Annotated in this window: 22 protein-coding genes; 9 read left to right on the plus strand and 13 right to left on the minus strand. The window is 58.6% G+C overall.

Annotated features, from left to right (window positions below; all coding sequences use genetic code 11):
* Positions 1–13 precede the first annotated feature (13 nt).
* The 5 genes from accB to cutA all read right to left on the minus strand — a co-directional run bounded on the left by accB (position 14) and on the right by cutA (position 4,366).
* Positions 14–463 carry an acetyl-CoA carboxylase biotin carboxyl carrier protein gene (accB, locus tag JOD69_RS18650; protein ID WP_077728788.1) on the minus strand — a complete coding sequence of 150 codons (450 nt, stop codon included), beginning with the start codon at positions 461–463 and terminating at the stop codon, positions 14–16.
* Between the two features lie 3 nt (positions 464–466).
* On the minus strand, positions 467–910 hold the full coding sequence (aroQ, locus tag JOD69_RS18655; protein ID WP_077728787.1) for a type II 3-dehydroquinate dehydratase: 444 nt from the start codon (positions 908–910) through the stop codon (positions 467–469).
* 136 nt (positions 911–1,046) lie between these two features.
* Positions 1,047–1,571, minus strand: coding sequence for a TlpA disulfide reductase family protein (locus JOD69_RS18660; RefSeq protein ID WP_156880356.1), 525 nt, complete (start codon positions 1,569–1,571; stop codon positions 1,047–1,049).
* Complete coding sequence (locus JOD69_RS18665) at positions 1,568–3,964, minus strand: protein-disulfide reductase DsbD (RefSeq protein ID WP_086134328.1); 2,397 nt, start codon at positions 3,962–3,964, stop codon at positions 1,568–1,570. Before JOD69_RS18665 ends, JOD69_RS18660 begins: the two co-directional genes overlap by 4 nt.
* Before the next feature lie 72 nt (positions 3,965–4,036).
* Positions 4,037–4,366, minus strand: coding sequence for a divalent-cation tolerance protein CutA (gene cutA / locus JOD69_RS18670; RefSeq protein ID WP_077728920.1), 330 nt, complete (start codon positions 4,364–4,366; stop codon positions 4,037–4,039).
* Between the two features lie 47 nt (positions 4,367–4,413).
* Between cutA and JOD69_RS18675 the strand changes: the two genes are divergently transcribed.
* The 9 genes from JOD69_RS18675 to JOD69_RS18715 all read left to right on the plus strand — a co-directional run bounded on the left by JOD69_RS18675 (position 4,414) and on the right by JOD69_RS18715 (position 12,472).
* Positions 4,414–4,842, plus strand: a complete 429-nt coding sequence (locus JOD69_RS18675) for an FxsA family protein (protein WP_077728784.1) — start codon at positions 4,414–4,416, stop codon at positions 4,840–4,842.
* A 275-nt stretch (positions 4,843–5,117) separates the two neighbouring features.
* A complete protein-coding gene (locus tag JOD69_RS18680; RefSeq protein WP_077728783.1) occupies positions 5,118–6,533 on the plus strand; it encodes a sulfite exporter TauE/SafE family protein in 1,416 nt (471 codons plus the stop codon).
* A gap of 249 nt (positions 6,534–6,782) precedes the next feature.
* Positions 6,783–7,094 carry a hypothetical protein gene (locus JOD69_RS18685; RefSeq protein WP_077728782.1) on the plus strand — a complete coding sequence of 104 codons (312 nt, stop codon included), beginning with the start codon at positions 6,783–6,785 and terminating at the stop codon, positions 7,092–7,094.
* Complete coding sequence (locus JOD69_RS18690) at positions 7,078–8,328, plus strand: FtsX-like permease family protein (RefSeq protein WP_077728781.1); 1,251 nt, start codon at positions 7,078–7,080, stop codon at positions 8,326–8,328. Before JOD69_RS18685 ends, JOD69_RS18690 begins: the two co-directional genes overlap by 17 nt.
* A 3-nt stretch (positions 8,329–8,331) precedes the next feature.
* A complete protein-coding gene (locus tag JOD69_RS18695) occupies positions 8,332–9,012 on the plus strand; it encodes an ABC transporter ATP-binding protein (RefSeq protein WP_077728780.1) in 681 nt (226 codons plus the stop codon).
* Positions 9,013–9,014: 2 nt separating this feature from the next.
* Positions 9,015–10,004 (plus strand): hypothetical protein, encoded by a 990-nt coding sequence (locus JOD69_RS18700; RefSeq protein WP_240502413.1) that lies wholly within the window; start codon positions 9,015–9,017, stop codon positions 10,002–10,004.
* A gap of 14 nt (positions 10,005–10,018) precedes the next feature.
* Positions 10,019–10,522, plus strand: a complete 504-nt coding sequence (locus JOD69_RS18705; RefSeq protein ID WP_077728778.1) for a nitrous oxide reductase accessory protein NosL — start codon at positions 10,019–10,021, stop codon at positions 10,520–10,522.
* Positions 10,519–11,055, plus strand: a complete 537-nt coding sequence (locus tag JOD69_RS18710; protein ID WP_077728777.1) for a TlpA disulfide reductase family protein — start codon at positions 10,519–10,521, stop codon at positions 11,053–11,055. Before JOD69_RS18705 ends, JOD69_RS18710 begins: the two co-directional genes overlap by 4 nt.
* On the plus strand, positions 11,039–12,472 hold the full coding sequence (locus JOD69_RS18715; protein WP_077728776.1) for a nitrous oxide reductase accessory protein NosL: 1,434 nt from the start codon (positions 11,039–11,041) through the stop codon (positions 12,470–12,472). The genes JOD69_RS18710 and JOD69_RS18715 overlap by 17 nt, the downstream gene beginning before the upstream one ends.
* Before the next feature lie 704 nt (positions 12,473–13,176).
* On the opposite strand, the gene JOD69_RS18720 is transcribed toward JOD69_RS18715, so the two are convergent.
* From JOD69_RS18720 to rpe, 8 genes are all read right to left on the minus strand, one after another.
* Positions 13,177–14,574: a L,D-transpeptidase family protein gene (locus JOD69_RS18720; RefSeq protein ID WP_205780676.1), complete on the minus strand. Its 1,398-nt coding sequence runs from the start codon at positions 14,572–14,574 to the stop codon at positions 13,177–13,179.
* 312 nt (positions 14,575–14,886) lie between these two features.
* Entirely contained in the window at positions 14,887–15,696 is an 810-nt protein-coding gene (locus JOD69_RS18725) for an inositol monophosphatase (RefSeq protein ID WP_077728775.1), read from the minus strand.
* A 248-nt stretch (positions 15,697–15,944) separates the two neighbouring features.
* Entirely contained in the window at positions 15,945–16,748 is an 804-nt protein-coding gene (gene trpC / locus JOD69_RS18730) for an indole-3-glycerol phosphate synthase TrpC (RefSeq protein ID WP_077728774.1), read from the minus strand.
* A complete protein-coding gene (trpD, locus tag JOD69_RS18735; RefSeq protein WP_210024152.1) occupies positions 16,741–17,769 on the minus strand; it encodes an anthranilate phosphoribosyltransferase in 1,029 nt (342 codons plus the stop codon). Before trpD ends, trpC begins: the two co-directional genes overlap by 8 nt.
* A gap of 9 nt (positions 17,770–17,778) precedes the next feature.
* Positions 17,779–18,366, minus strand: coding sequence for an aminodeoxychorismate/anthranilate synthase component II (locus tag JOD69_RS18740; RefSeq protein WP_156880336.1), 588 nt, complete (start codon positions 18,364–18,366; stop codon positions 17,779–17,781).
* The gene (gene trpE / locus JOD69_RS18745) at positions 18,363–19,853 is read right to left on the minus strand and encodes an anthranilate synthase component I (RefSeq protein ID WP_086134325.1); all 1,491 of its coding nucleotides are present in this window, start codon (positions 19,851–19,853) and stop codon (positions 18,363–18,365) included. The genes JOD69_RS18740 and trpE overlap by 4 nt, the downstream gene beginning before the upstream one ends.
* A gap of 149 nt (positions 19,854–20,002) precedes the next feature.
* Complete coding sequence (locus JOD69_RS18750) at positions 20,003–20,683, minus strand: phosphoglycolate phosphatase (protein ID WP_210024153.1); 681 nt, start codon at positions 20,681–20,683, stop codon at positions 20,003–20,005.
* Positions 20,684–20,685: 2 nt separating this feature from the next.
* Entirely contained in the window at positions 20,686–21,381 is a 696-nt protein-coding gene (gene rpe / locus JOD69_RS18755; RefSeq protein ID WP_077728769.1) for a ribulose-phosphate 3-epimerase, read from the minus strand.
* Positions 21,382–21,413: the final 32 nt, after the last annotated feature.

Consider the following 21,413-nt stretch of genomic DNA (forward strand, 5'->3'; position numbering starts at 1 on the left):
CAGCGATAAGCCGTTACTCGATGACGAACAAGGGCTGGTTGTATTCCACCGGTTGGGCGTTTTCCACCAGCACCTTTGCGATCACACCGGCTTTGTCCGCCTCGATCTGATTCAGAATCTTCATCGCCTCGATGATGCAGAGCGTATCGCCTACTTCCACGCGCTGGCCGACCTCGACGAAAGCCTTCGCTCCTGGCGAGGGCGAACGGTAAAAGGTTCCCACCATGGGCGATCGGACGATGTGCCCGGTCAGTTTATCCGCCGTCGCCTCGGCCGACTGAGGCGCTGCGGTCGGCTGTGGCGCAACGGCCGGCGCAGCAGCCTGCAATACCTGCACCGGTTGCGGCGCCGTACTGCTGTACCGACTAATGCGTACCGATTCCTCCCCTTCGCGAATCTCGATTTCGGCAATGCCCGACTCTTCGATCATTTCGATGAGCTTTTTTATTTTTCTAATATCCATGTTTTAGCCTGTTTTTAGGATGTGTATGGCGGCAGTCAAGGCGAGCTCATAACCGAGCGCGCCGAATCCGCAAATAACGCCTTTGGCGATATCGGATAAATATGAGTGTTTGCGGAAAGGCTCCCGCGCGTGAACGTTGGATAAATGGACTTCAATGAAAGGAATGCGGGTTGCAAGAAACGCATCTCGAAGCGCGATACTGGTATGCGTGTAAGCTCCCGGATTGATGAGTATGAAGTCGATGGATTCCCTGAACGCCTGGTGGATACGGTCTATAAGCTCGTGCTCGGCATTGCTCTGGAAAAAATCCAGATGGCAACCCAGCGCTTGCGCCTTGGAGTCCAGTGCAGACTCGATGTCGCCAAGCGTTTGACTGCCGTATAACCCCGGCTCGCGAAACCCAAGCAAATTGAGATTCGGGCCGTTGAGCACAAGGATGTTTGCCATATTACGAGAGCAGCCCCGTTTCCGATTACCGCAGAAGCCGAAAAACCGCGGCTATTTTGCCGAAATGCGCAAAATCTGTCCACAAATGAAGGATTTCGCTTACATTCGACGCAGTTAGCGCGTTTTGGCGGAAAGGTCAATGAAGCAGCGCTTCGAGAACCTTCATGAGCTGCTCTCTCGAGAATGGCCCCGTATGGGCGTCCACCTGCTGGCCGGCACGGTCGAAAACGGCGGAGAACGGCAAGACGTTAAGCCGGTTTCCGAGACTCTCCGCCCAGGCGGCGGCACGTTCGTCACCCAGCCATATCGGATAGTTGACCGGCGTCTCTCTTAAGAAGTCCTGCACGGCTTCCGATTCGTCTATGGCAATGCCGACGAACTGGACGCCCTTGTCGCCCAATTCCGTCTGCAATCGGACGAACTCCGGCATCTCCTCCCGGCAGGGGGCGCACCAGGTCGCCCAGAAGTTGAGTACGACGATCTTGCCTTTCAATTCGGCGATATCGTGCGGATTGCCATCGAGATCCCTGAGCGTCACAGGCTCCGGAGGCGCCCCATTCCTCGGGGCTGTCGACTCTCCGCTCAGCCAGCTTTGGGCGAGAATGCCGAGAAGAAGCGCGGCCAATGCGAGCAATCCGTAGAGAAACTTTGTCGATTTCACTGCAACGCCCTTTGCAAATGTCCCAAAAATTCATCCGCATTCATATAGCCGACCACGCGGAACGATTTCCGCTCCTCCCGATCAGGTCCGAAGAACAGCGTCGCCGGCGGACCGATGAGACCAAAGCGTTGCAAGAGCGCCTGATCGTCCGCGGAATTTTGCGTGACATCGGCCTGCAGCAATACCACGTTGCTGAGCGCATTCTGTACTTTGGGATCGGCGAAGGTATAGCGCTCCATTTCCTTACAGGAGATGCACCAATCGGCATAGAAATCCAGCATGACCCACTTTCCGGCGACCTCGGCCGCCGCCACCTGCTGATTCAGGTCGTCAATGGTCCTGACCTTTCGGAACGCGATCGACTGCGGCGACGCCTTGGCGGTCGTCGCATAGATCCCGCGCAACGGCTGTAGCGGGTCGGTACTGTCCGAGGCAACGCCGATCAACAGCAGCACCCCGTACGTGAGCATGACGATGCCTACGCCCTTCCACAGTCTGCGCCATCCGGAGGCCGGATGAGGCAAGGCATCCAGGGCGCCGAGGTAAATGGCCGGAATGATCAGCAGCAGTGCCCAAAGGAACATGGATACGGCGGCGGGCAGAATACGTTCGAGCAGCCAAACCGCGATCGCCAAAAGACCCACGCCGAAAGCGGCCTTTACCGCGTTCATCCAGGTCCCGGCCTTGGGCAGCAACTTGCCTGCCGATGCGCCGATGGCCAGCAAGGGGATCCCCATGCCCAAACCCAGCGCGAACAAAGCCAGCCCGCCGAGCACGGCGTCGCCGGTCTGGCCGATATAGATTAGCGCGCCGGCCAGGGGCGCCGCCACGCACGGCCCGACGATCAAGGCGGAAAGTGCGCCCATGATCGCCGCTCCAGTCAGAGTGCCGCCGCGTTGCTGATTGCTGATGGAAACCACGCGGGATTGGATAAATTCGGGCATTTGCAGCGTATAAACGCCGAACATCGACAAGGCCAGCAGCACGAACAAAGCGCTGAATGCCACGATGACTTCGGGCTTTTGAAACAGAATCTGAAGATTGCTGCCGAACAGCCCGGCCAAAACGCCGAAGACGGTATAAGCAAACGCCGAAGCCAATACGTAGCTGAGGGACAACATGAAAGCCCGGCCGGTCGTGATCGTGTGGCCATTCCCGACGATGATGCCCGACAGAATCGGGATCATCGGAAAAATACAGGGCGTGAACGCCAGCAGCAGCCCGAACCCGAGAAAACTGAGAACCGTCGCCCAGGGGGAATCGCTTTGCAGCGCGAAGGCGATTCGGTCCTGCTCCGATACCGGCTCGGCAGGATTTGCTACCGACGCGATTTTTCCGGTACCACCGGCCGGCAAATCCAGGCTCGCGGTTTTCTGCATCGGCGGGTAGCACACACCCTTCTCCGCGCAGCCCTGATAATTCGCCTGCAACTGAATATTGACCGGCTTGCCATCGGCACGCGACAGCGGAACGGCAAAACCGACTTCCCGATGGAATACCTCCACCGCCCCGAACTCTTCGTCGTGCTTGGGTTCGCCGTGCGGAATCTCATAGCTCCCGAGCTTTACCCCGCTCTCGCCGAGCAAGGCCAGCTTGAATTTTTCCCGGTAAAGATAATACCCGTCGGCAATCTGCCAGCTGACCCACAGCGTACCGGCATCCTTGACCTCGGCGAAGAAACGGAACGCCTCGTCCGGGGGCAGCAAATCGACGGGCTGGGTTTTCACGCCCAGCGATTTGAAGGCTTCGGCCAATTTTCCGAGCGAATCGGTCTTGGCACCGCCTGCGCCAGTCGGAGGCCACGCCACGTTCACCGTCCGCTTGTACGGCGGATAGCATACTCCGGCATCGGCACAGCCCTGCGAGGTTACGTCGAGAGCCAGTGCATCGGCGGTGCCGCCGCTCCGCATCAACGGAAGACGGATATCGACGTGCCCGCGATAAATCTCCATCTCGCCGAAAAATTCGTCGTGTTTGGTTTCTCCCTTCGGAAAAACCGGCTCGCCCAAATCGACGCCCGAAGTCTTGGACGCGAACTTGAATTTTTGCCGGTACAGATAATAGCCGTCCGCGATGTCGAATCCGACCAAGGCCTCATCGCCCTCGATCTTTGCCGATGCCCGGAAAGCCTGTTCGGGTGGCAGAAGCTCTTCGCTGCTGATGGCCCAAACCGTACCTGTCCAGGCCGGCAAAAAGACAAACAACAACCCAAAAACCCACTCGCGGAACCAAAGGTATATGCACACGTTTGCAAAGCCGTCATTCCGGCATGGATTGCCGGAATCCAGAACACAGGGATGTGAAAGGCCTTTGCCATCCTTGGCGCCTGGACCCCGGCACTCCCTGCCGGGGTGACGATCTGTGTAGATACCTTTGTCGGGGAACTGCGGCATAACAAAATCACTCAGTAGGAAGAAGGTCGGGGATGCGGACTCTGTCCGGAAGCAATCTGTCCGGACGGTCCATCAATTTTCGGGGGGCAGCCATCTGCTGATCCAATCGAGGTACGCGGTCGAACCATGCAGTATGGAGACCGCAATGAATTCGGGAAGTTCGTACGGGTGTTTCTCGCGCACAAAGACTTCCAATGCTTCCAAAGAAGCCGTTTCGGTCTTCATCAGGAGGAGATGCTCCTGAGCCGTTTCTATCTTGCCTTCCCAAGGATAAACGGATGTCAGTCCGGGAACGATGTTGGCGCAGGTGACCAGGCGTTCGGCGACCGCCGCCCTAGCCAACGTCTCCGCGGTGTTCGCATCCGGACAAGTGCACAAAACTAGACAGTATTGGGTAGACATGGCAAAAAGCACTGGATTAATCGGAATTCTAAACGTATGAGGGCTTAATGAACATCGGTCAATGGTTATTGCTCGCGCTGTTGAGCTTGCCGGTCTTGGAGATTTATTTACTGATCAAACTCGTCGGTTCTCTGGGTTTTTTCCCCACTTTATTCCTGTTGCTGGGTGCTGCGGCGCTAGGCAGCTTTTTATTGAGAATACAGGGTTGGACCACCTGGTTCCGGGTTCAGCAAGCCTTGGCGCGTGGCGAATTGCCGGCCCGCGAGATGATCGAAGGCGGCTTGATAGCCGCCGGGGGTTTGCTGTTGCTGATACCCGGCTTCATCAGCGATATGCTGGCATTGTTCTGCCTGCTGCCGGCCACCCGGAAACGAATCGCGCAACGTATTCTCGAAAGCGGCATTTCCCACCCTCCCGGAAAGACGACACGCGAAACCCGGCACACGATAGAAGGCGAATTTAAGCGTGAAGACTGACTCATAACGCCTTTCGCGGTTTCCCGCCAACTATTATCCGAGCCGTGCTTTGAACACGCTTCATCGAGAGGCGTAGTTTTTGCAGCCATTCATCCTTGCCGAAAACGAGAAACGCCATCATTACCGCGGTTCCTTGTTTCAAGGCTCCTCATTCGCCCGAAAACGATACATTGATGAAACACTCTTGTAACGTCATCATTAAAATCCGCTAATATAATTCACCCCTACTGAGCTCCGCGGGTAACGGGCTGAAATTTCCCAGCAGGTACTATTGGATGGCGATGATAACCCGGAAATTCCGCGTCGACGGCATGCACTGCCAGGGATGCGAAACGACGATCGAGCAAGCGGTGGCCCAACTTTCCGGGGTCCAAGATATCAAGGCCGATTTTGCGGCCGGGACCGCCACCGTCAGCTTCGACCCCGCTCGAACCGATCCCCGAAAAATCATCGAAGCCATCGATAGCCAGGGTTATCAATGCTCACCGGCGCCGGCCGGCGGTTCTTCGCGGCTCCGCGCCTTCGGACGATTGCTGGTCGCCCTGCTCTCACTAACCGTTATTGCCGCACTCCTGATCCAAGGCGATCAGCTCGCCGAGCGCATGCACCTGCCAGAGTTCGATCGTAGCATGAGCTATGGCCTCTTGTTTCTGATCGGCTTCGTCACCGGTTTTCACTGCGTGGGAATGTGCGGCGGTTTCGTTGTCGGCTATACCGCGAGCGCCGCCGCGACCGGCAAACGTTCCTTGGTGCTCTCCCACGTCCTTTACGGGGTCGGCAAGACCTTATCGTATACCCTGATCGGCGGCCTATTCGGGCTGCTCGGTTCGTTCATAGCCTTTACCCCGGAAATCCGTGGCATCGCCGCGATCGCGGCCGGCATCTTCCTGATCGTGTTCGGCCTCAACATGCTGGACTGGTTCAAGAGCCTCCGGCGCGTTCACATTCGCATACCGACATTCTTGAACCGCTTCGTATACGGCAGGACGCAAAAAAGCAAAAGTCCATTCCTGATCGGCCTGCTGAACGGTCTGATGATCGCCTGCGGTCCGCTCCAGGCCATGTACATCATGGCCGCCGGCACCGGCAGCTTTATCGAAGGCTCCAAGCTCCTTTTCGTCTTCGGGCTGGGCACATTGCCGATATTGTTCGGCTTCGGGGTGCTGACCAGCCTGATTTCCGCCCAGGCGACCCGAGGACTCTTGAAAGCATCCGCCTTTCTGGTGATGGCCCTCGGACTCATCATGCTGAATCGAGGCCTGATCATGAGCGGCTCCGGCTACGACTTTCGGACCTTGGCGACCTTGGCCGCAACCCGCCTGGAAAATTTGACCAAGAAAGAGGACTCCACGGCTCCCGCCGGCGATTACCAGGTGATCCGCATGGAGGTCAATAAGCGGGGTTTTAAACCGGACACGTTCGTACTGAAAAAAGGCGTTCCCGTGAAGTGGATCATCGAGGGAAAGGAACTGAACTACTGCAACCACCGGATCATTGTCCCGTCTCTGGGGCTCGAATTCGACGTGGTAAAAGGCGAGCAAATCATCGAGTTCACGCCGCAACAGGCCGGCGTGATTCCCTGGAGTTGCTGGATGGGCATGATTCCCGGCAGCTTCATCGTGCAAGAAGACGCCGCCGGCCCAGAACAGGGGAAGAGCGACGAACAACCCGGCCGTCGCCCGCCCGAATGAGCGAAGTTGTCGAGCGGTCGACGTATCGCCGAAAACTGTGGGATTTACACTACCGATGCGGGATTTCCCACACTTCCGCCGCAATCAACGCACATGAACATCGGAAAACTCCGATCAAAAAAAGGTCTCAAATTCAGGCATACCTGTTGCATGGCGGTCACACTCTTCTCTTCGCCCCCCGCCAGCGGCAGAGCATAGTTTGAGGAAAGACGCGCCGCAGACCGAAACACAAGACAATTCACAAGAACAATGACCAGGAAATCGAGCGTTTTTTTATCGGCGATCGCAGCGCAATCGGCCATCCTCGGTTTGTTGCTCCTGCACGCCGCAATCTCCACTCGGACGCATCCACCGGAATTGACTGAAAAACGGGCTTTGGTAAAGGCACTCCATCTCACCGATCTATGCCTGTTTACCGAGGCCCGCTACACGCGTCATCTCTCGCAAGCGGACTTGAGCACACCCTTTCAGGACCATCCCATATCCCTGGAGCATTTCCCTTCCGGCTCCTTCCTGGGCGCACCGGAAAACATTCGGAAAATCAATGAAGAGTTGGATTGAGAAGCAGAAATACATCATCGATTTCACCCTGTCGTCGCTGCTGCGGCGCAAGGTGAAGAACATTGGCCTCTTGATCCTGTACGCCTTGATCGTGTTCATCCTGGCCTCGGTGATGTTCTTTACCCACGCGATCAAGAAAGAGGCATCCCTCGTCCTTCGAGAGTCGCCGGAAATGATCGTGCAAAAAGTCGTGGCGGGACGCCACGACCTCATGCCGCTGCGCTATCGGGACGAAATTCTGAAAATCCGGGGCGTGCAGGCAGTCGAGGGGCGGCTCTGGGGCTATTATTTCGACCCTGTTTTCGGAGCCAACTACACCTTGCTGGTGCCGCCCGCCACGACAGCGACGGAACAAGCCGAGACCGAGCCGATGCGCACGGTCGTGACCGAAAACGAGCACCGCCACGGCCCTGAAGAGCAAGCCATGCCTCTCGTCGGCGCCGAAACGATCGGCGCGGGAAACATCGTCATCGGCAACGGCATCGCCCGGGTGCGGAATGCCGGCAAGGGCGAATTCATACTGTTCCGCACCCATGCCGGCGAAGGAATGCCCTTGAGAATCAAGGACACGCTTTCCTCCGCGTCGGAACTTGTCTCCTCCGATCTGATCCTGATGACCGAGCCCGACTTCCGCAGATTTTTCGGCATCCCCGAGAACTATGTGACCGATCTGGCGGTCTCGGTCAGAAATCCCGAGGAGCTTTCCACGATCGCCGCCAAGATCACCCGGCTGTTTCCCGATTCCCGCCCGATCATACGGGACGAGATCCTCCGCACCTACGACTCGATCTTCAACTGGCGCGGCGGCATGATGATCGTGATCCTGTCCGCGGCGGTCCTGGCATTCGTCATCTTCGCCTGGGACAAGGCCTCCGGGCTCAGCGCCGGGGAACGGCGTGAAATCGGCATACTCAAGGCCATCGGCTGGGAAACCTCGGACATCATCCGCATGAAATTCTGGGAAGGCGCGGTGATTTCGCTGACCGCGTTTCTCGCCGGCGTGATCCTCGCTTACATCCACGTATTCTTCACCCATTCCCTGGTGTTCGAACCGGCTTTGAAAGGCTGGTCGACCCTGTATCCGCAGTTCAAGCTGATGCCTTTCGTAAGCGCCGAGCAATTGACCACCCTCTTCTTCCTCACGGTGGTGCCCTACACGGTATCCACCATCGTTCCGGCCTGGCGGGCGGCGACCATCGATCCGGACGCCGCCATGCGCCATACGGGAGAGTGATTCATGATCGAGCTTTTCGACGTCCGCAAAGTATTCAACACAGGCAAGCCGAGCGAATACTCGGCGCTCAACGGCATCAGCCTCAACATCAGCTCCAACAAGGTCACCGTTCTGACCGGCCCCAGCGGCTCGGGGAAGACCACCCTGCTCAGCATCATCGGCTGCATGTCGCGCCCTACCGCCGGACGGGTGAAACTGAGCGGACGCGAAATCACCAGCTTGCCGGAACGCTTTCTGACCGATATCCGCCGCAAGACCTTCGGCTTCATCTTCCAACAGCACAATCTGATCAAGGGGATCACTGCACTGGAAAACGTCATGCTGCCCGCCTACCCCTTGGGCGAACGGCATGGGCCGCTCAAGGAGCGCGCGATGCATCTGCTCGACAGGCTAGACCTTTCCCGCAAGGCACACTCGCGCATCGAGTGGCTGTCCGGCGGCGAAGCGCAGCGGGTGGGCATCGTCCGAGCACTGATCAACGACCCGTCCGTCATCATCGCGGATGAGCCAACCTCCAACCTGGACACCAAGCTCTCTTACAGATTCCTCGAAATCGTGGAAACGTTCAAAAAAGACGGCAAAACGGTCCTGATTACCAGCCACGACCCCCTGGTGTACCAGGCCAGCGTCGTCGACGAGGTGGTCCGGCTGCGGGACGGCCGGCTCGAAGGAGAAGCGCCGTGATCATGCATCCGGCGGTGATCGCCAATATCATCGCCGCGCTGACGGTGAGCCTGATGGTGGTTTATTCGGCCTACTATGGGCTACAGATCTATCGCCACTGGAACATCGAGAGCGGCAGCGAACTGCAGCTGACCCTGGAGCGGCGGACCTACCTGGTCTCGACGCTGCTGTCCTATACCTTCGGGCTGCAACTGATCTCGCTGTTCCTTTACGTGTTCACCGCCGACACGCTCTACCCGCTGTTCGTCGGCGCCATGTGCGCCGCGGGGGCCTTGAGCGTGAATGCCTTCGGTTATCCGACCCTGATCCTGAAGGTCGGCAATTTCCTGCTGGCGGGACTCTGGCTGGTGCTGAACCACGCGGACAATCAGGCTTACGACTACCCTCTCATCAGGAAAAAATACCTCCTGCTGGCGGTCATCGCCCCGTTCATCGTGGCCGAAACGATTGTGGAACTGGCTTATTTCCTGAAGCTGGACGCCAATGTCATCACCTCGTGCTGCGGCGCCCTTTTCAGCAGCGAACGGGTCGAGGGACTCGGCTCGGAAATCGCGGCCCTGCCGGCATTACCCACGCTCTGGGCTTTTTATATCAGCATTGCCGCGGCGCTGCTCTCCGGCATTTATTTCTATCTTCGGGGAAAAGGCGGCTATGTCTATTCCGCTTTGGCGGTAGTGGCCTTCTTCGTCTCCATAGTCGCGATCATTTCCTGCATCTCGCTTTATATCTACGAATTGCCGACCCACCATTGTCCGTTCTGCATCATCATGGAGGAATATAACTACATCGGTTATCTGCTATACATCCTGTTGTTCAGCGCCGTAGTCGCCGGCGCGGGCATCGCCGTCCTGATCCCGTTCCGCGGGATAGCAAGCCTGAGCTCGGCAATACCATCGCTGCTAAGAAGACTCGCATTGACCTCGATCGTGTCCTACACGGCTTTCGCGTCCGTCGTGACCTATCGAATTGCGATCTCCAATCTCGTTATGTAAGCAAGGTAACCCTCATGACCGATCGATCCCGAAGGAACTGTTTGCGCGCCCTCGCGGCGCTGGCTTTGTCCCGGGTCGTTCCCGGCTCCGTCGCCGACGCAGCAGGAAAGGCGGTGCTCAAGAAGAGCGACCGCTGCCCGGTCTGCGGCATGTTCGTCTACAAATATCCGAAGTGGGTGGCGCAGATCGTTTTTAAGGACGGCACCTCGTACTTTTACGACGGCGCCAAGGATATGTTCAAGCATATCTTCGACACGTCCAAATACACACCGGGGAAAACGGCGGACCAAATCGTCGCCATTTACGTCACGGATTATTACGAAGTCGAACTGATCGAAGCCAAGCCCGCATTTTACGTGATCGGCTCGGACGTACTGGGCCCCATGGGTCATGAATTGCTCCCCTTCAGGGATCAAGAGTCCGCCCAGGAATTTCTGGAGGACCACAAGGGCACCAAGATCTTGCGCTTTCAGGATGTGACCCCGGCCGTCATCGAATCGCTGGACCGGCGTTCATGACGATCACATTTTGGATTCGACTTTTATTGGCCGCGTCGATCATGGCGTCGCTCGGCGCCTGCAACGGTCGACGGCCGGGCTTGCAGATCGGCGACATGGCGCCCGTCGTCACGCTCACCGATTTTCACGGAAATCCCGTGACGCTGCCCAAGGACATCCGGGGCAAGGTGGTCCTGGTGCGCTTCTGGGCTATGGATTGCTCCCACTGCAACAAAGAAACCGTCCTGGCCCTGGAAACCCTCTATCAAAAATATAAGGACAAAGGTTTCCTGCCGGTCGCCATACACGAAAGCCGGCCCGTCGAGGCGGACGAGCGGTTCCGGAAGTTCGATCACGTCACTTATCCGATGCTGGTGGACGAATACGGAAAAGTAGCCCGGCAGTTCGGCGTAATCGGCTTGCCGACGACCCTGGTGCTCGACGAGAAAGGCATCGTGCGGGAGAAGATCACCGGGGAAGCCAGTATCGACACTTTCGAAAAGCTTTTGACCACAGTGCTATACAAAGGGGGATTTTATGACGGCACTCATTAGATTTGGCTTGGGGCCAGCATTGGCGATATGCCAGCTTCTGCTCATATCGTTTGCGGTCTCGGCCGAGGAGCCCCATGAACGGGAAAGCTGCCGGGTCTGTGGTATGTACATCGATCAGTACCTAAAGAGTGCCGCCGAATTGGTTTACAAGGACGGCAAGAAAAAATTCACCTGCGGCGTCGCCTGCATGCTGCGCGAGGTCGACGATGCCGGCGGACTTTCCGCCTTCGAATCGGTAAAAGTGCACGACTGGGTCTCCGGCAAGCTGATAGATGCCGAAGACGCCATTTATGTCATCGGCAGCCGCGTCATTCCGGATATGGTTCCGAACTATATCGCTTTCGCCAACCGGGAAGAGGCCGAGGCATTCGCCGCCAAGGAAGGGGGCGACGTGATCGACTTCGGGATCGCCTATCAGGATGTCTCGCCGGTCGGGACCACCGCGCCATTCCGTATCCGTACGGCAGTGACGCCGGGAGCGGGAGCCTTCAGCATCGGCGCCGTCTACGGCTACATGCAGAAAGACCAGGTCAAAGCAGGCTCAAACAGCACCGATCCCAGCGAGTTCATCAACAGCAACAGGACCCAGCCGCGGGCTCCGAAAGAAGTCCAGGCGCATCAGCAGGCACTGATCGTCAACTACTCGCCCACCGACAATCTCTCTCTTTTCGTCAACGTCCCCTGGTTCGAACGTAGAACCAAGACGCTAGTCAGAACGTCGCCCACCAGCGTCAGGGAAACCGTCGGCGAGGAAAACGGCATCGGCGACATTACCCTGGAAGGACGCTATAACTTCTGGCGCAGCACCCGCTGGGACAAATTCGGGACCATTCTGCTCGGCACCACCTTGCCGACGGGACAGTTCGACGGCGAGAGGGGAGCGACCACGGATCCCGTGGCCGGGAGAAGGCTCGTTTCCACCGGCCCCGCTCTACAGCTGGGCAAAGACACCGCCACCTTCACCGGCGGGTTGCTCTACTCGCAGCGCTGGAAAGATTTCTGGTTTCACGGTTCGGCCCTCTACACCGTCAACCCGGAAAATGACAACGACTTTGCCTTCGGCGACGTCGCCACCGTCGGCGCGGCTTTCCACTACACGCCGAACTATGATCTGATGTTGGGCATCGAGATGGACGCCAGCTACACGCAAAAAAGCGAAGACCACGGCTACAAGATCGGGAACAGCGGCGGCACCGTGACCAATCTTGCATTCGTCTTCGACTACCGCTTTCTCAACGCTTTCGGCGGAAACTTCAAGCTGCGCGGGTCGGTCGGCTTGCCGATTTATGAAGATCTGAACACCAAGCACGTAGTGCTCGCCAATCCCCGCCGCGAATTCGACCAGGTCCAACTGGGGGACGGCTTTTTCGGCAATTTGGCCGTTACCTGGACTTACCGCGCCGCTCCGGAGTTTTGATACCTTTGTAGGGTGGGTTAGGCACGCATTGCGCCGATTCCGGAAAATTACGGTGATGTCTCCGCGTGCCGTAACCCACCGATTCCGCAACCTCGCCCGGTAGGTTACGGCCTCGCGGCCCAATCCCCTACAAGAATTAACTCCTTGATTTAAAGCGCTTTGGAGTTAGAGCGTTTTTATCTCGCTCGTACGGCAAAACCGGCTTGGCGGAAGTCGTTGGGCTTTCGGCTCGGGTGAATGGATTCAAGCATTCGGCAATCCTTTGCCGATGAAGACGCTCGGCCGGAGCATGGCGTCGGGAAAGGATTCCCGACCTACAGGGTGCTACAGTCGTAGGTCGGCAATCCTTTGCCGACGAACCCGTTGGCCCAACGACATCGTCGGGAAGGGTCGCGACTAAAGCGACCGTTTGCGATTGGAAGGGATTCCCGACCTACTCGCGAGTGCCCGTACAATCGGTATGAAAATGCTCTAAGTACATTCAGGGAAGTCTTGCGGCATAGGCAACCTGCAGGACAACCCCGCCAATCAAGCTAATCTATCGAGATTCCGCAAATATTTGCGGAATGTACTTAGCGAGGGTCGTCGGCAAAGGATTGCCGACCTACGACCTGAAATCGGACCATCTCGCCCGAGGCGATCGACGCCGCCGGGACGAGGCGGCAGCCGTTACCGGCGTTTGGATGCCGCCTCGGGGATAAACGCTATTTGAGACTCACGCGCTCTTTCGGCGACACGATATCGCCCGTGATATCCAGATCGATCTTCATCCGCTTCGCCGCCGCCTTGGTCGCCTTGCTGTCTTTGAAGGGGCCGGCGATGACTTTGAAGCGTCCGTTCTCCAGGGCCACCACCCGGGCCGGAATCTGCGGTCCCTGATGATTCAGAACCGCCGCCAAACGCTGAGCGCTCAATTCGTCCCCCGATTCCAGCGCCGTGATGTACCAGCCGCTATCGGTCATCGCCGGCGTTTTCGGCCGACCGTATAGCTCATCGGGATATTTCAGAGCCACGGCTTTACTCACCAGCCGAGCGAGATTTTCGCTGTTCTCGAAAATGGGTACCGGAATGCCCCGAGCCTCGCTCACGGTCTGCTCGATGCGTGGCCAATCCAGCTTTCGCTCCTGCTTCTTTTCGATTTTCTTGAGCGCGGCCATCAGATTTTTCTTGAGCTGCTTTGCATTGAGTTCCTCGTGAGGCTTATGGGCCTCCAGATAAAGTTCGCCGTTGCGCCACCCCACCAAATAGGGCTGATTGACGATGCGCACGGGCGTTTTGACCGGCACTTCCCGATAAAGCGTTTCGATATTTTCCGGGTAAAGTCGGACGCAGCCGTTACTCGCACGAAGTCCGATGCCATACGGTTTGTTGGTGCCGTGAATCAAATAGCTCGGACGGCTCAGATACATGGCGTAGTCGCCCAGGGGATTGTCGGGGCCAGGCGACACCACCGCCGGAAGAGGATCGCCTTTCTTCTCGTGATCCCTGCGAATGGACTCCGGAACGTGCCAGGTCGGATGACTGGTCTTTCGCTCGACCAGCATTTCGCCGGTCGGCGTGGAGCGGCCTTCGCGGCCGATGCCGACAGGATAGGTGACCACCTCTCCGCCTTTCTTCTTCGGGAAGTAAAAAAGGCGCATAGAGGCGAGATTGACGACTATGCCCTTGCGTGGAGCGTCCGGAAGGGTGAACTGCATCGGCAATATAACCCGGCTGCCCGGCTGCGGCGCCCATAGATCGATATCGGGATTGGCCTCACCGACCCCTTCCAAGCCCAGGCCGAAATGCCGGGCCACGTCCGGAAGAGAATCCCCTTCCGCTATCTTCACCGTCGCCAGTTGTCCGACGACACTGTCGTCTTTTCCCAACGCAAAGCGGTTGCCCTCGATGTTTTCGACCAGCGGCTCGGGAGGGGCTTTCGGCTCCTCCTGCCGGAAAGGCGACCAAGCGCAGGCGTGAAGAAAACCGGCAACAAGAAGGAGCAGCGGCAAGCGCAGTTGAGCGAGGGGCTGACTAAAGGCCCTTGTGCGATTGAAATCGCCGGCGTGTACCGGACGATCCGAATATGGCGCGCCTTGGCGTACAAGAACAGCATCACTCACGATATTAACCCCTCCGCGTCTGGCCGAAAAATAGCCGTTTATGCAAGGTACATGCCCATACCACTCCATATCTGGGCCATCGATTTCGCGGTGCGTCGTTACCGGCATCGACTCGGCTTCCGTTCCGCCCCATCTCTATGCTGAAGGTTGCGATAGGATATCACTGGCATCGAACGCCGCATGTCGCCGATATCCCGGCTCACGGTGACGATCGGACCATATCGAGGGATAAACGGACAATGCGATTTCGCAATCGGCTCTGCGGCCAAAAGACATCAGGCCTGAAACGGCAGTCCTGCCGCATGAAAAAGATCAGGGAGAATCGACGCCGCTCGACTGTTCAACCAGCCAGGTCTTCCATTCCTCGAACAGACGCGCATCGCCGGCAGCGACCACCGAACGGGGCTGCAATTCCGGGCTGAAAATCGGCTCGCCTTGCAGGGTTTCCGCATGGCCTCCGGCTTCGGACAAGATCAGCGCGCCCGCGGCATAGTCCCAGAGCTTTTGTTTGCCGTGCAGATAAACATGGAATCGGCCGACTGCGAGCCAGCACCACTCCAAAGCCACCGAACCTAGATTGCGTTGCGAACTGTATGGGGGACGGGCGGCCAGCTTCGCCGCCAGCGGCCCCAAGCGCTTAAAATCCACCACCGCCAAGCTGCGCCGCAGCGGCAGATCCGTGGGGCGAACCCTGAGTCGGACGCCGTTCAGCCAGGCGCCATGATCGCGCTGCGCGGTGAAGCATTCATTGCGGATAGGATCGTAGACGATCCCCAAGACCGGTTTGCGCTCGATGAGCAAAGCCAGCGAAATACCGAAAAAAGGCAGACCTGCGGCGAAGTTGCTGGTTCCGTCCAGGGGATCCAGACACCAGAGCCCGTTATCGTTTTGCGCCAGCAGTTCTTGTTGCCGCTGAGCGTCCATTTCTTCGCCCAGCAGTTCAAATTCCGGATAACGCTCGCGCAATTCAATAGTCAGCCGCTTTTGCACGGCGAAATCGGCTTCGGTAACGACGCTGCCGTCGGGTTTGAACCGGCGTTCGGTTCCCGAAAACCGGGGCAGCAATTCTTCCTCGGCTACCGCTTTAACCAGAATCGCGAGATCGTCGAGATGAGGAAGCATGAAGGCTATGCCTCGGTGGGCTCGGTGAATGAGTGTCCAACAACCGTGTTACTGCAAATTACGGAAAGAAAGCGATCTTTCGATTACCCTCACCCCTGCCCTCTCCCGGAGGGCTAATGTCGTGAGCTTAACACGTCGACCGGGCTCAGGAACGAAACCCAGCATTTCCTCGGGGTTGCCGCGATTCGGTCGTCATCCCGACCTACCGTTGCGACACCATCCCAGGACGATGCGGCACCGAATCCACCTTAGTTTGAAGCAAACAAGGCCTGTAAACGAGCGCCCGGATCTTCCGCCGTCATGAACGCTTCGCCGACCAAAAAGGTGTGGACGCCGTGACGCCGCATCAGCGATACGTCCTCCGGCGTATGAATGCCGCTCTCGGTCACGACCAAGCGGCCTGGCGGAATCCGTTCCAGCAGGTCGAGCGTCGTGTCGAGGCGGGTCTCGAAGGTGCGAAGATTCCGATTGTTGATGCCGACAAGCGGCAGGTCTAGGCGCAAGGCGCGTTCCAATTCGGAGGCATCGTGTACCTCAACCAGCACGTCCATGCCGAGGTCGACGGCGACATCCGAGAGTTCTTGCATGGCCCCGTCATTCAAGGCGGCGGCGATCAGCAGAATGCAGTCCGCCCCGATCGCGCGGGCCTCGAACACCTGGTACGGATCGATCATGAAATCCTTCCGCAGCACCGGCAGCGAACAAACGCTTCTAGCCTCTTTCAGGTACTCCTCTGAGCCTTGAAAAAAATCCCGGTCGGTCAGCACCGAAAGGCAAGCCGCGCCGTGATCGGCATAGCTCCGGGCGATGTCCGCCGGGCGGAAATCCGGCCGCATCACGCCCTTGCTGGGCGAAGCCTTCTTGATTTCGGCAATGACGGCGGCCGCGCCGTCTTCGATCCTAGTCCGCAAGGCCCGTACGAAACCGCGGGGCGCATCGGCATCCTGTGCCTGTCGCCGGACGTCCTCCAGCGGCGTGCGCAAACGGCGCTCGGTAACTTCTTCCGCTTTGCGGGCCAGAATCTTTTGCAGGATGTCGGGGGGATTATTCATGAGTGGCTATGGATTGGCTGAATTCGATCAAGGCGTCCAGCTTCCGTCGGGCAGAACCGTCGTCGATGACCGCTTTCGCACGCTCGACGCCCGCCTCCAGGCTGTCCACCAGATTGGCCGCATAAATCGCCGCGCCCGCATTGAGAACGGTAATGTCCCGAGCCGGACCCGGTTCCTTGTCGAGCACGCTCAGCATCATCTTCAGACTCGCGGCAGCGGTATCGACCGTCAGCTTTCTCAAGGGAGCTCGCTTGATGCCGAATTGTTCCGGCGTCAGCCTATAGGTCGTGATCTGACCGTCCTTGAGTTCCGCGACGTGAGTGGGCGCGCCGATGCTGATTTCGTCCAGCCCGTCCTCGGCATGCACCACGAGCACATGCTTGCTGCCGAGCTGCCGCAGCACTTCCGCGAGCGGCTCCACCCAGACGTCGGAAAAAACGCCGACCAGCTGATTGGGCGCGCCGGCCGGATTGGTAAGCGGTCCGAGCAGATTGAACAAGGTCCGCACGCCGATTTCCCGCCGCGGGCCGATGGCGTACTTCATGGCGCCGTGATGGCGCTGGGCAAAGAGGAATCCCAGGCCGATCCGGTCGATACAGGCCTTGACCTGGTCCGGCGTCAAATCGAGATTGATGCCCGCCGCCTCCAGCACGTCGGCGCTGCCCGAACGGCTGGAAACCGAGCGATTGCCGTGCTTGGCCACCTTGCCGCCGGCCGCCGCTACCACGAATGCCGCCGTGGTGCTGATGTTGAACGTGTGGTTGGCGTCGCCGCCGGTGCCGCAGGTGTCGATGAGATGATCGCCCCTCACCGGAACCTTGGTGGCCATCTCCCGCAGCACCTTGGCCGCCGCCACCACTTCCTCCACGCTTTCGCCCTTGGCGCGAAGCGCGACCAAAAAGGCTCCAATCTGCGCCGGCGTGGCGCCGCCGCTCATGATGGTGCGCATCACCTTGCGCATCTGCGACGCGCCGAGATTTTTCTTATCCAACAGAGTCTGCAGGACGACAGGCATTTCCATCGCGAATCCTTACTGATTCAGAAAATTTCGCAGCAGGTCGTGGCCCTGCTCCGTCAGGATGGACTCCGGATGGAATTGCACGCCCTCTATGGCGAGCTGCTTGTGCCTGACGCCCATGATTTCCTCGATCTTGCCGTCCCGGTCCTCGGTCCAGGCGGTGACTTCCAGGCACTCGGGAAGCGTTTCCTGCTCGATGACCAGGGAATGATACCGGGTCGCCTGGAACGGATTGTTCAACCCGCGAAATACCCCCGTATTCCGGTGATGCACCATCGAGCATTTGCCGTGCATGATGCTCTTGGCGTGAATGATATTGCCGCCGAACGCGTAGCCGATGCTCTGATGGCCGAGGCAGACGCCCAAAATGGGATATTTGCCCGCGTACTGGCGGATGGCGTCCACCGAGATGCCCGCCTCTTTCGGCGTGCACGGTCCCGGCGAAATGACGATCTTGTCCGGGGCGAACGTTTCGATTTCCTCGACGTCGATCTGGTCGTTGCGCACCACTTCCACGTCGGCGCCCAATTCCGCCAGGTACTGTACCAGGTTGTAGGTGAACGAATCGTAGTTATCGATCATCAATACGCGAGCGCTCATAAGCTCCGCCCTCCTTCGATCCCGGCTTCCGCCATGGCGACCGCACGAAATACCGCACGCCCCTTGTTAAGCGTTTCCTCCCACTCGTTTCGGGGAACGGAATCGTACACCACGCCCGCTCCCGCCTGGATATGCAGGGTGCCGTCCCTGATGACGGCGGTGCGGATGGCGATGGCCGTATCCAGGTTTCCCGACCAGCCGATGTAGCCCACGGCGCCGGAATAGACTCCGCGCTTGACCGGCTCCAGCTCGGCGATGATTTCCATGGCCCTGATCTTGGGCGCGCCGCTGACGGTGCCGGCGGGGAATGTCGCGGCCAGCACGTCGTAAGCGTCCTTGCCCTTGGCCAGACGGCCGGTGACGTTGGACACGATATGCATGACGTGGGAATAGCGTTCGATGATCATCTTGTCGGTGACGCGGACGCTGCCGGTCTCCGCCACCCGGCCGGTGTCGTTGCGGCCTAGGTCGATCAGCATCAGGTGCTCGGCGATTTCCTTGGGGTCGGCCAAAAGCTCCCGCTCCAGGGCCAGATCCTCTTCGTGGGTCTTGCCGCGCCGCCGGGTGCCGGCGATCGGCCGGACGGTAACGGTTTCGTCCTCGACGCGCACCAGGATTTCCGGCGAAGAACCGACGACGTGAAAATCCCCGAGATTCAGGTGAAACATGTAAGGCGAGGGATTCAGACAGCGCAAGGCACGGTACAAATCCATGGGCGAGGCGGAGTACGGAATCGACAAGCGTTGGGAAAGAACCACCTGCATCACATCCCCTTCGACGATGTATTCCTTCACCCTTCGCACCGCGTTTTCGAAACCCTCCTGGGTGAAGCCGGAGACGAAGTCGCTTTCATCGACCCGTCTTTGCGTCCCCTGCCCCCGATTCGCCGGCAAACGGTTTTGCCGAAGCCCCTGGATCAGCGTTTCCAGCCGGTCCTGCGCCTGATGGTAGGCGTTCGCCTCGGAGGGATCGGCATGAGTCAGAACCAGCAGCTTGCCGGACAGGTTATCGAATACCAGCACATCCTCGGACACCATCAACAAAATGTCCGGTACCCCGATCGGATCGGGTTTTTCGCAGTGCAACTGGGGTTCGATGTAATGAATCGTCTCGTAGCCGAAATAGCCGACCAGCCCGCCGGTGAAACGCGGCAAGCCTTCGATCTGCGGAACTTTGAAGCGTGCGCCGTAGCGGCGAATCCAGTCCAGGGGATTATCGACGCGATTCGCCTCGACGATGCGTCCGTCCCTCTCGACCATTATTTCCGAACCGCATACCCGGATCACGGTGCGGCACGGAAGACCGATGATGGAATAACGCCCCCACTGCTCGCCCCCGTGCACGGACTCGAACAGATAGGAATAAGGCGAGTCGGCCAGCTTGAGATAGGCGCTCAGGGGCGTATCGAGATCCGCAAGGACCTCGCGAGCCAGCGGAATGCGGTTGTAGCCTTGATCGGCGTACTGCTGAAATCGTTCGGGCGTCATGATGTCTTGTCCATCGAGATAGGGCGGGTTCGCGAAGCGTAACCCAATAAGCCATTCCTCGGGTTAAGGCCTTCCGGCCCAACCCGGTTTACGTTTGAGGCTGGTTCAGTGACGCCATCGCTCTTTCAGAATAGGTCGATGCATGATGCTCACGCGGCTTTCTTAAACAAAGCGGGCAACTCGGTTAGGGAGGAAACGACGGCGTCCGGCTCCAAACACTCGACGCCGTTGCCGCCGTGGTAGCCGTAAGGCACGCAGACGACCATGAACCCAGCCGCCCGCGCGGCTTTCACGTCATTCGCGGAATCGCCGACCATCAAACCGCGGGAAGGCTCGACTGCGAAAAATTCGGCGGTCTTCAGCAAGGGATAAGGGTCGGGCTTATGCTTTTCGAATTGATCGCCGCAACCGACGAAGTCCATATCGTGCAGTACGCCCAACCGATCCAGCAGCGGACGGGTGAACCTCGAATGCTTATTGGTGACGCACGCCAGGCGGAAACCCGCCGCCTTGAGCAGTTTCAGCCCTTCGGCAACACCCGGAAACAAGCGACTGCGATTGCAGACGTTCGCCTCGTACAGATCCATGAACATCGGCAAGGCCTCGGCGAATCGCGCCGGCTCGCCTTGAGGCCACATTTCTCCGGTCAGCGCGCGCTTCACCAGCATGTCGACGCCGTTGCCGATCCAGCCTTTCACCCGCGATTCCCCGGCCGGCGGCAAGCCCAGCCGGCCCAGCATGGCATCGACGGCAGCAGCCAGATCCGGCGAACTGTCCACGAGCGTGCCGTCCAGGTCGAAAGCAATGAGCTCCGGCGTGCGATCCAGCATTATTAAATGGCTCTGGCCTTGGCCATTTCCTCGCGCAATGCGCGCACGACCGAGTCGTAGCGGTTCGGATCGCTGTCCTTTCCGGCACCGAAAATGGCCGATCCGGCCACGAAGGTATCGGCCCCGGCCGCGGTGATCTCGCGGATATTGTCCACCTTGACGCCGCCGTCGATTTCCAGCCGGATGTTGCGCCCGCTGGCCTCGATGCGCCGCTTGGTCTCGCGCAGTTTGTCCAGCACATAGGGAATGAAAGACTGGCCGCCGAAACCGGGGTTGACGGACATGAGCAGAATCATGTCGAGCTTGTCCATCACGTGGTCCAGATAATTGAGCGGCGTTGCCGGGTTGAACACCAGCCCCGCTTTGCAGCCCGAGTCCTTGATCAGCTGAAGGCTGCGGTCCACGTGTTCGGAAGCTTCCGGATGAAACGTGATGTAACTTGCTCCGGCCTTGGCGAAATCGGGAATGATGCGGTCCACCGGCTTGACCATCAGATGCACGTCGATGGGCGCGGTGACGCCATGCTTGCGCAGCGCTTCACACACCAGAGGGCCGATGGTCAAGTTGGGGACGTAATGGTTGTCCATCACGTCGAAATGGACGATGTCCGCGCCGGCGTTCAGAACGTTTACCACTTCCTCGCCGAGGCGGGCAAAATCGGCGGACAAAATCGAAGGCGCAATCCAGAGTTCGTTCATAGGCGATGGCTCTCTAAAGAAAAAACGGAACG

The sequence above is a fragment of the Methylocaldum sp. RMAD-M genome (assembly GCF_017832375.1).
Taxonomy (GTDB): Bacteria; Pseudomonadota; Gammaproteobacteria; order Methylococcales; family Methylococcaceae; genus Methylocaldum.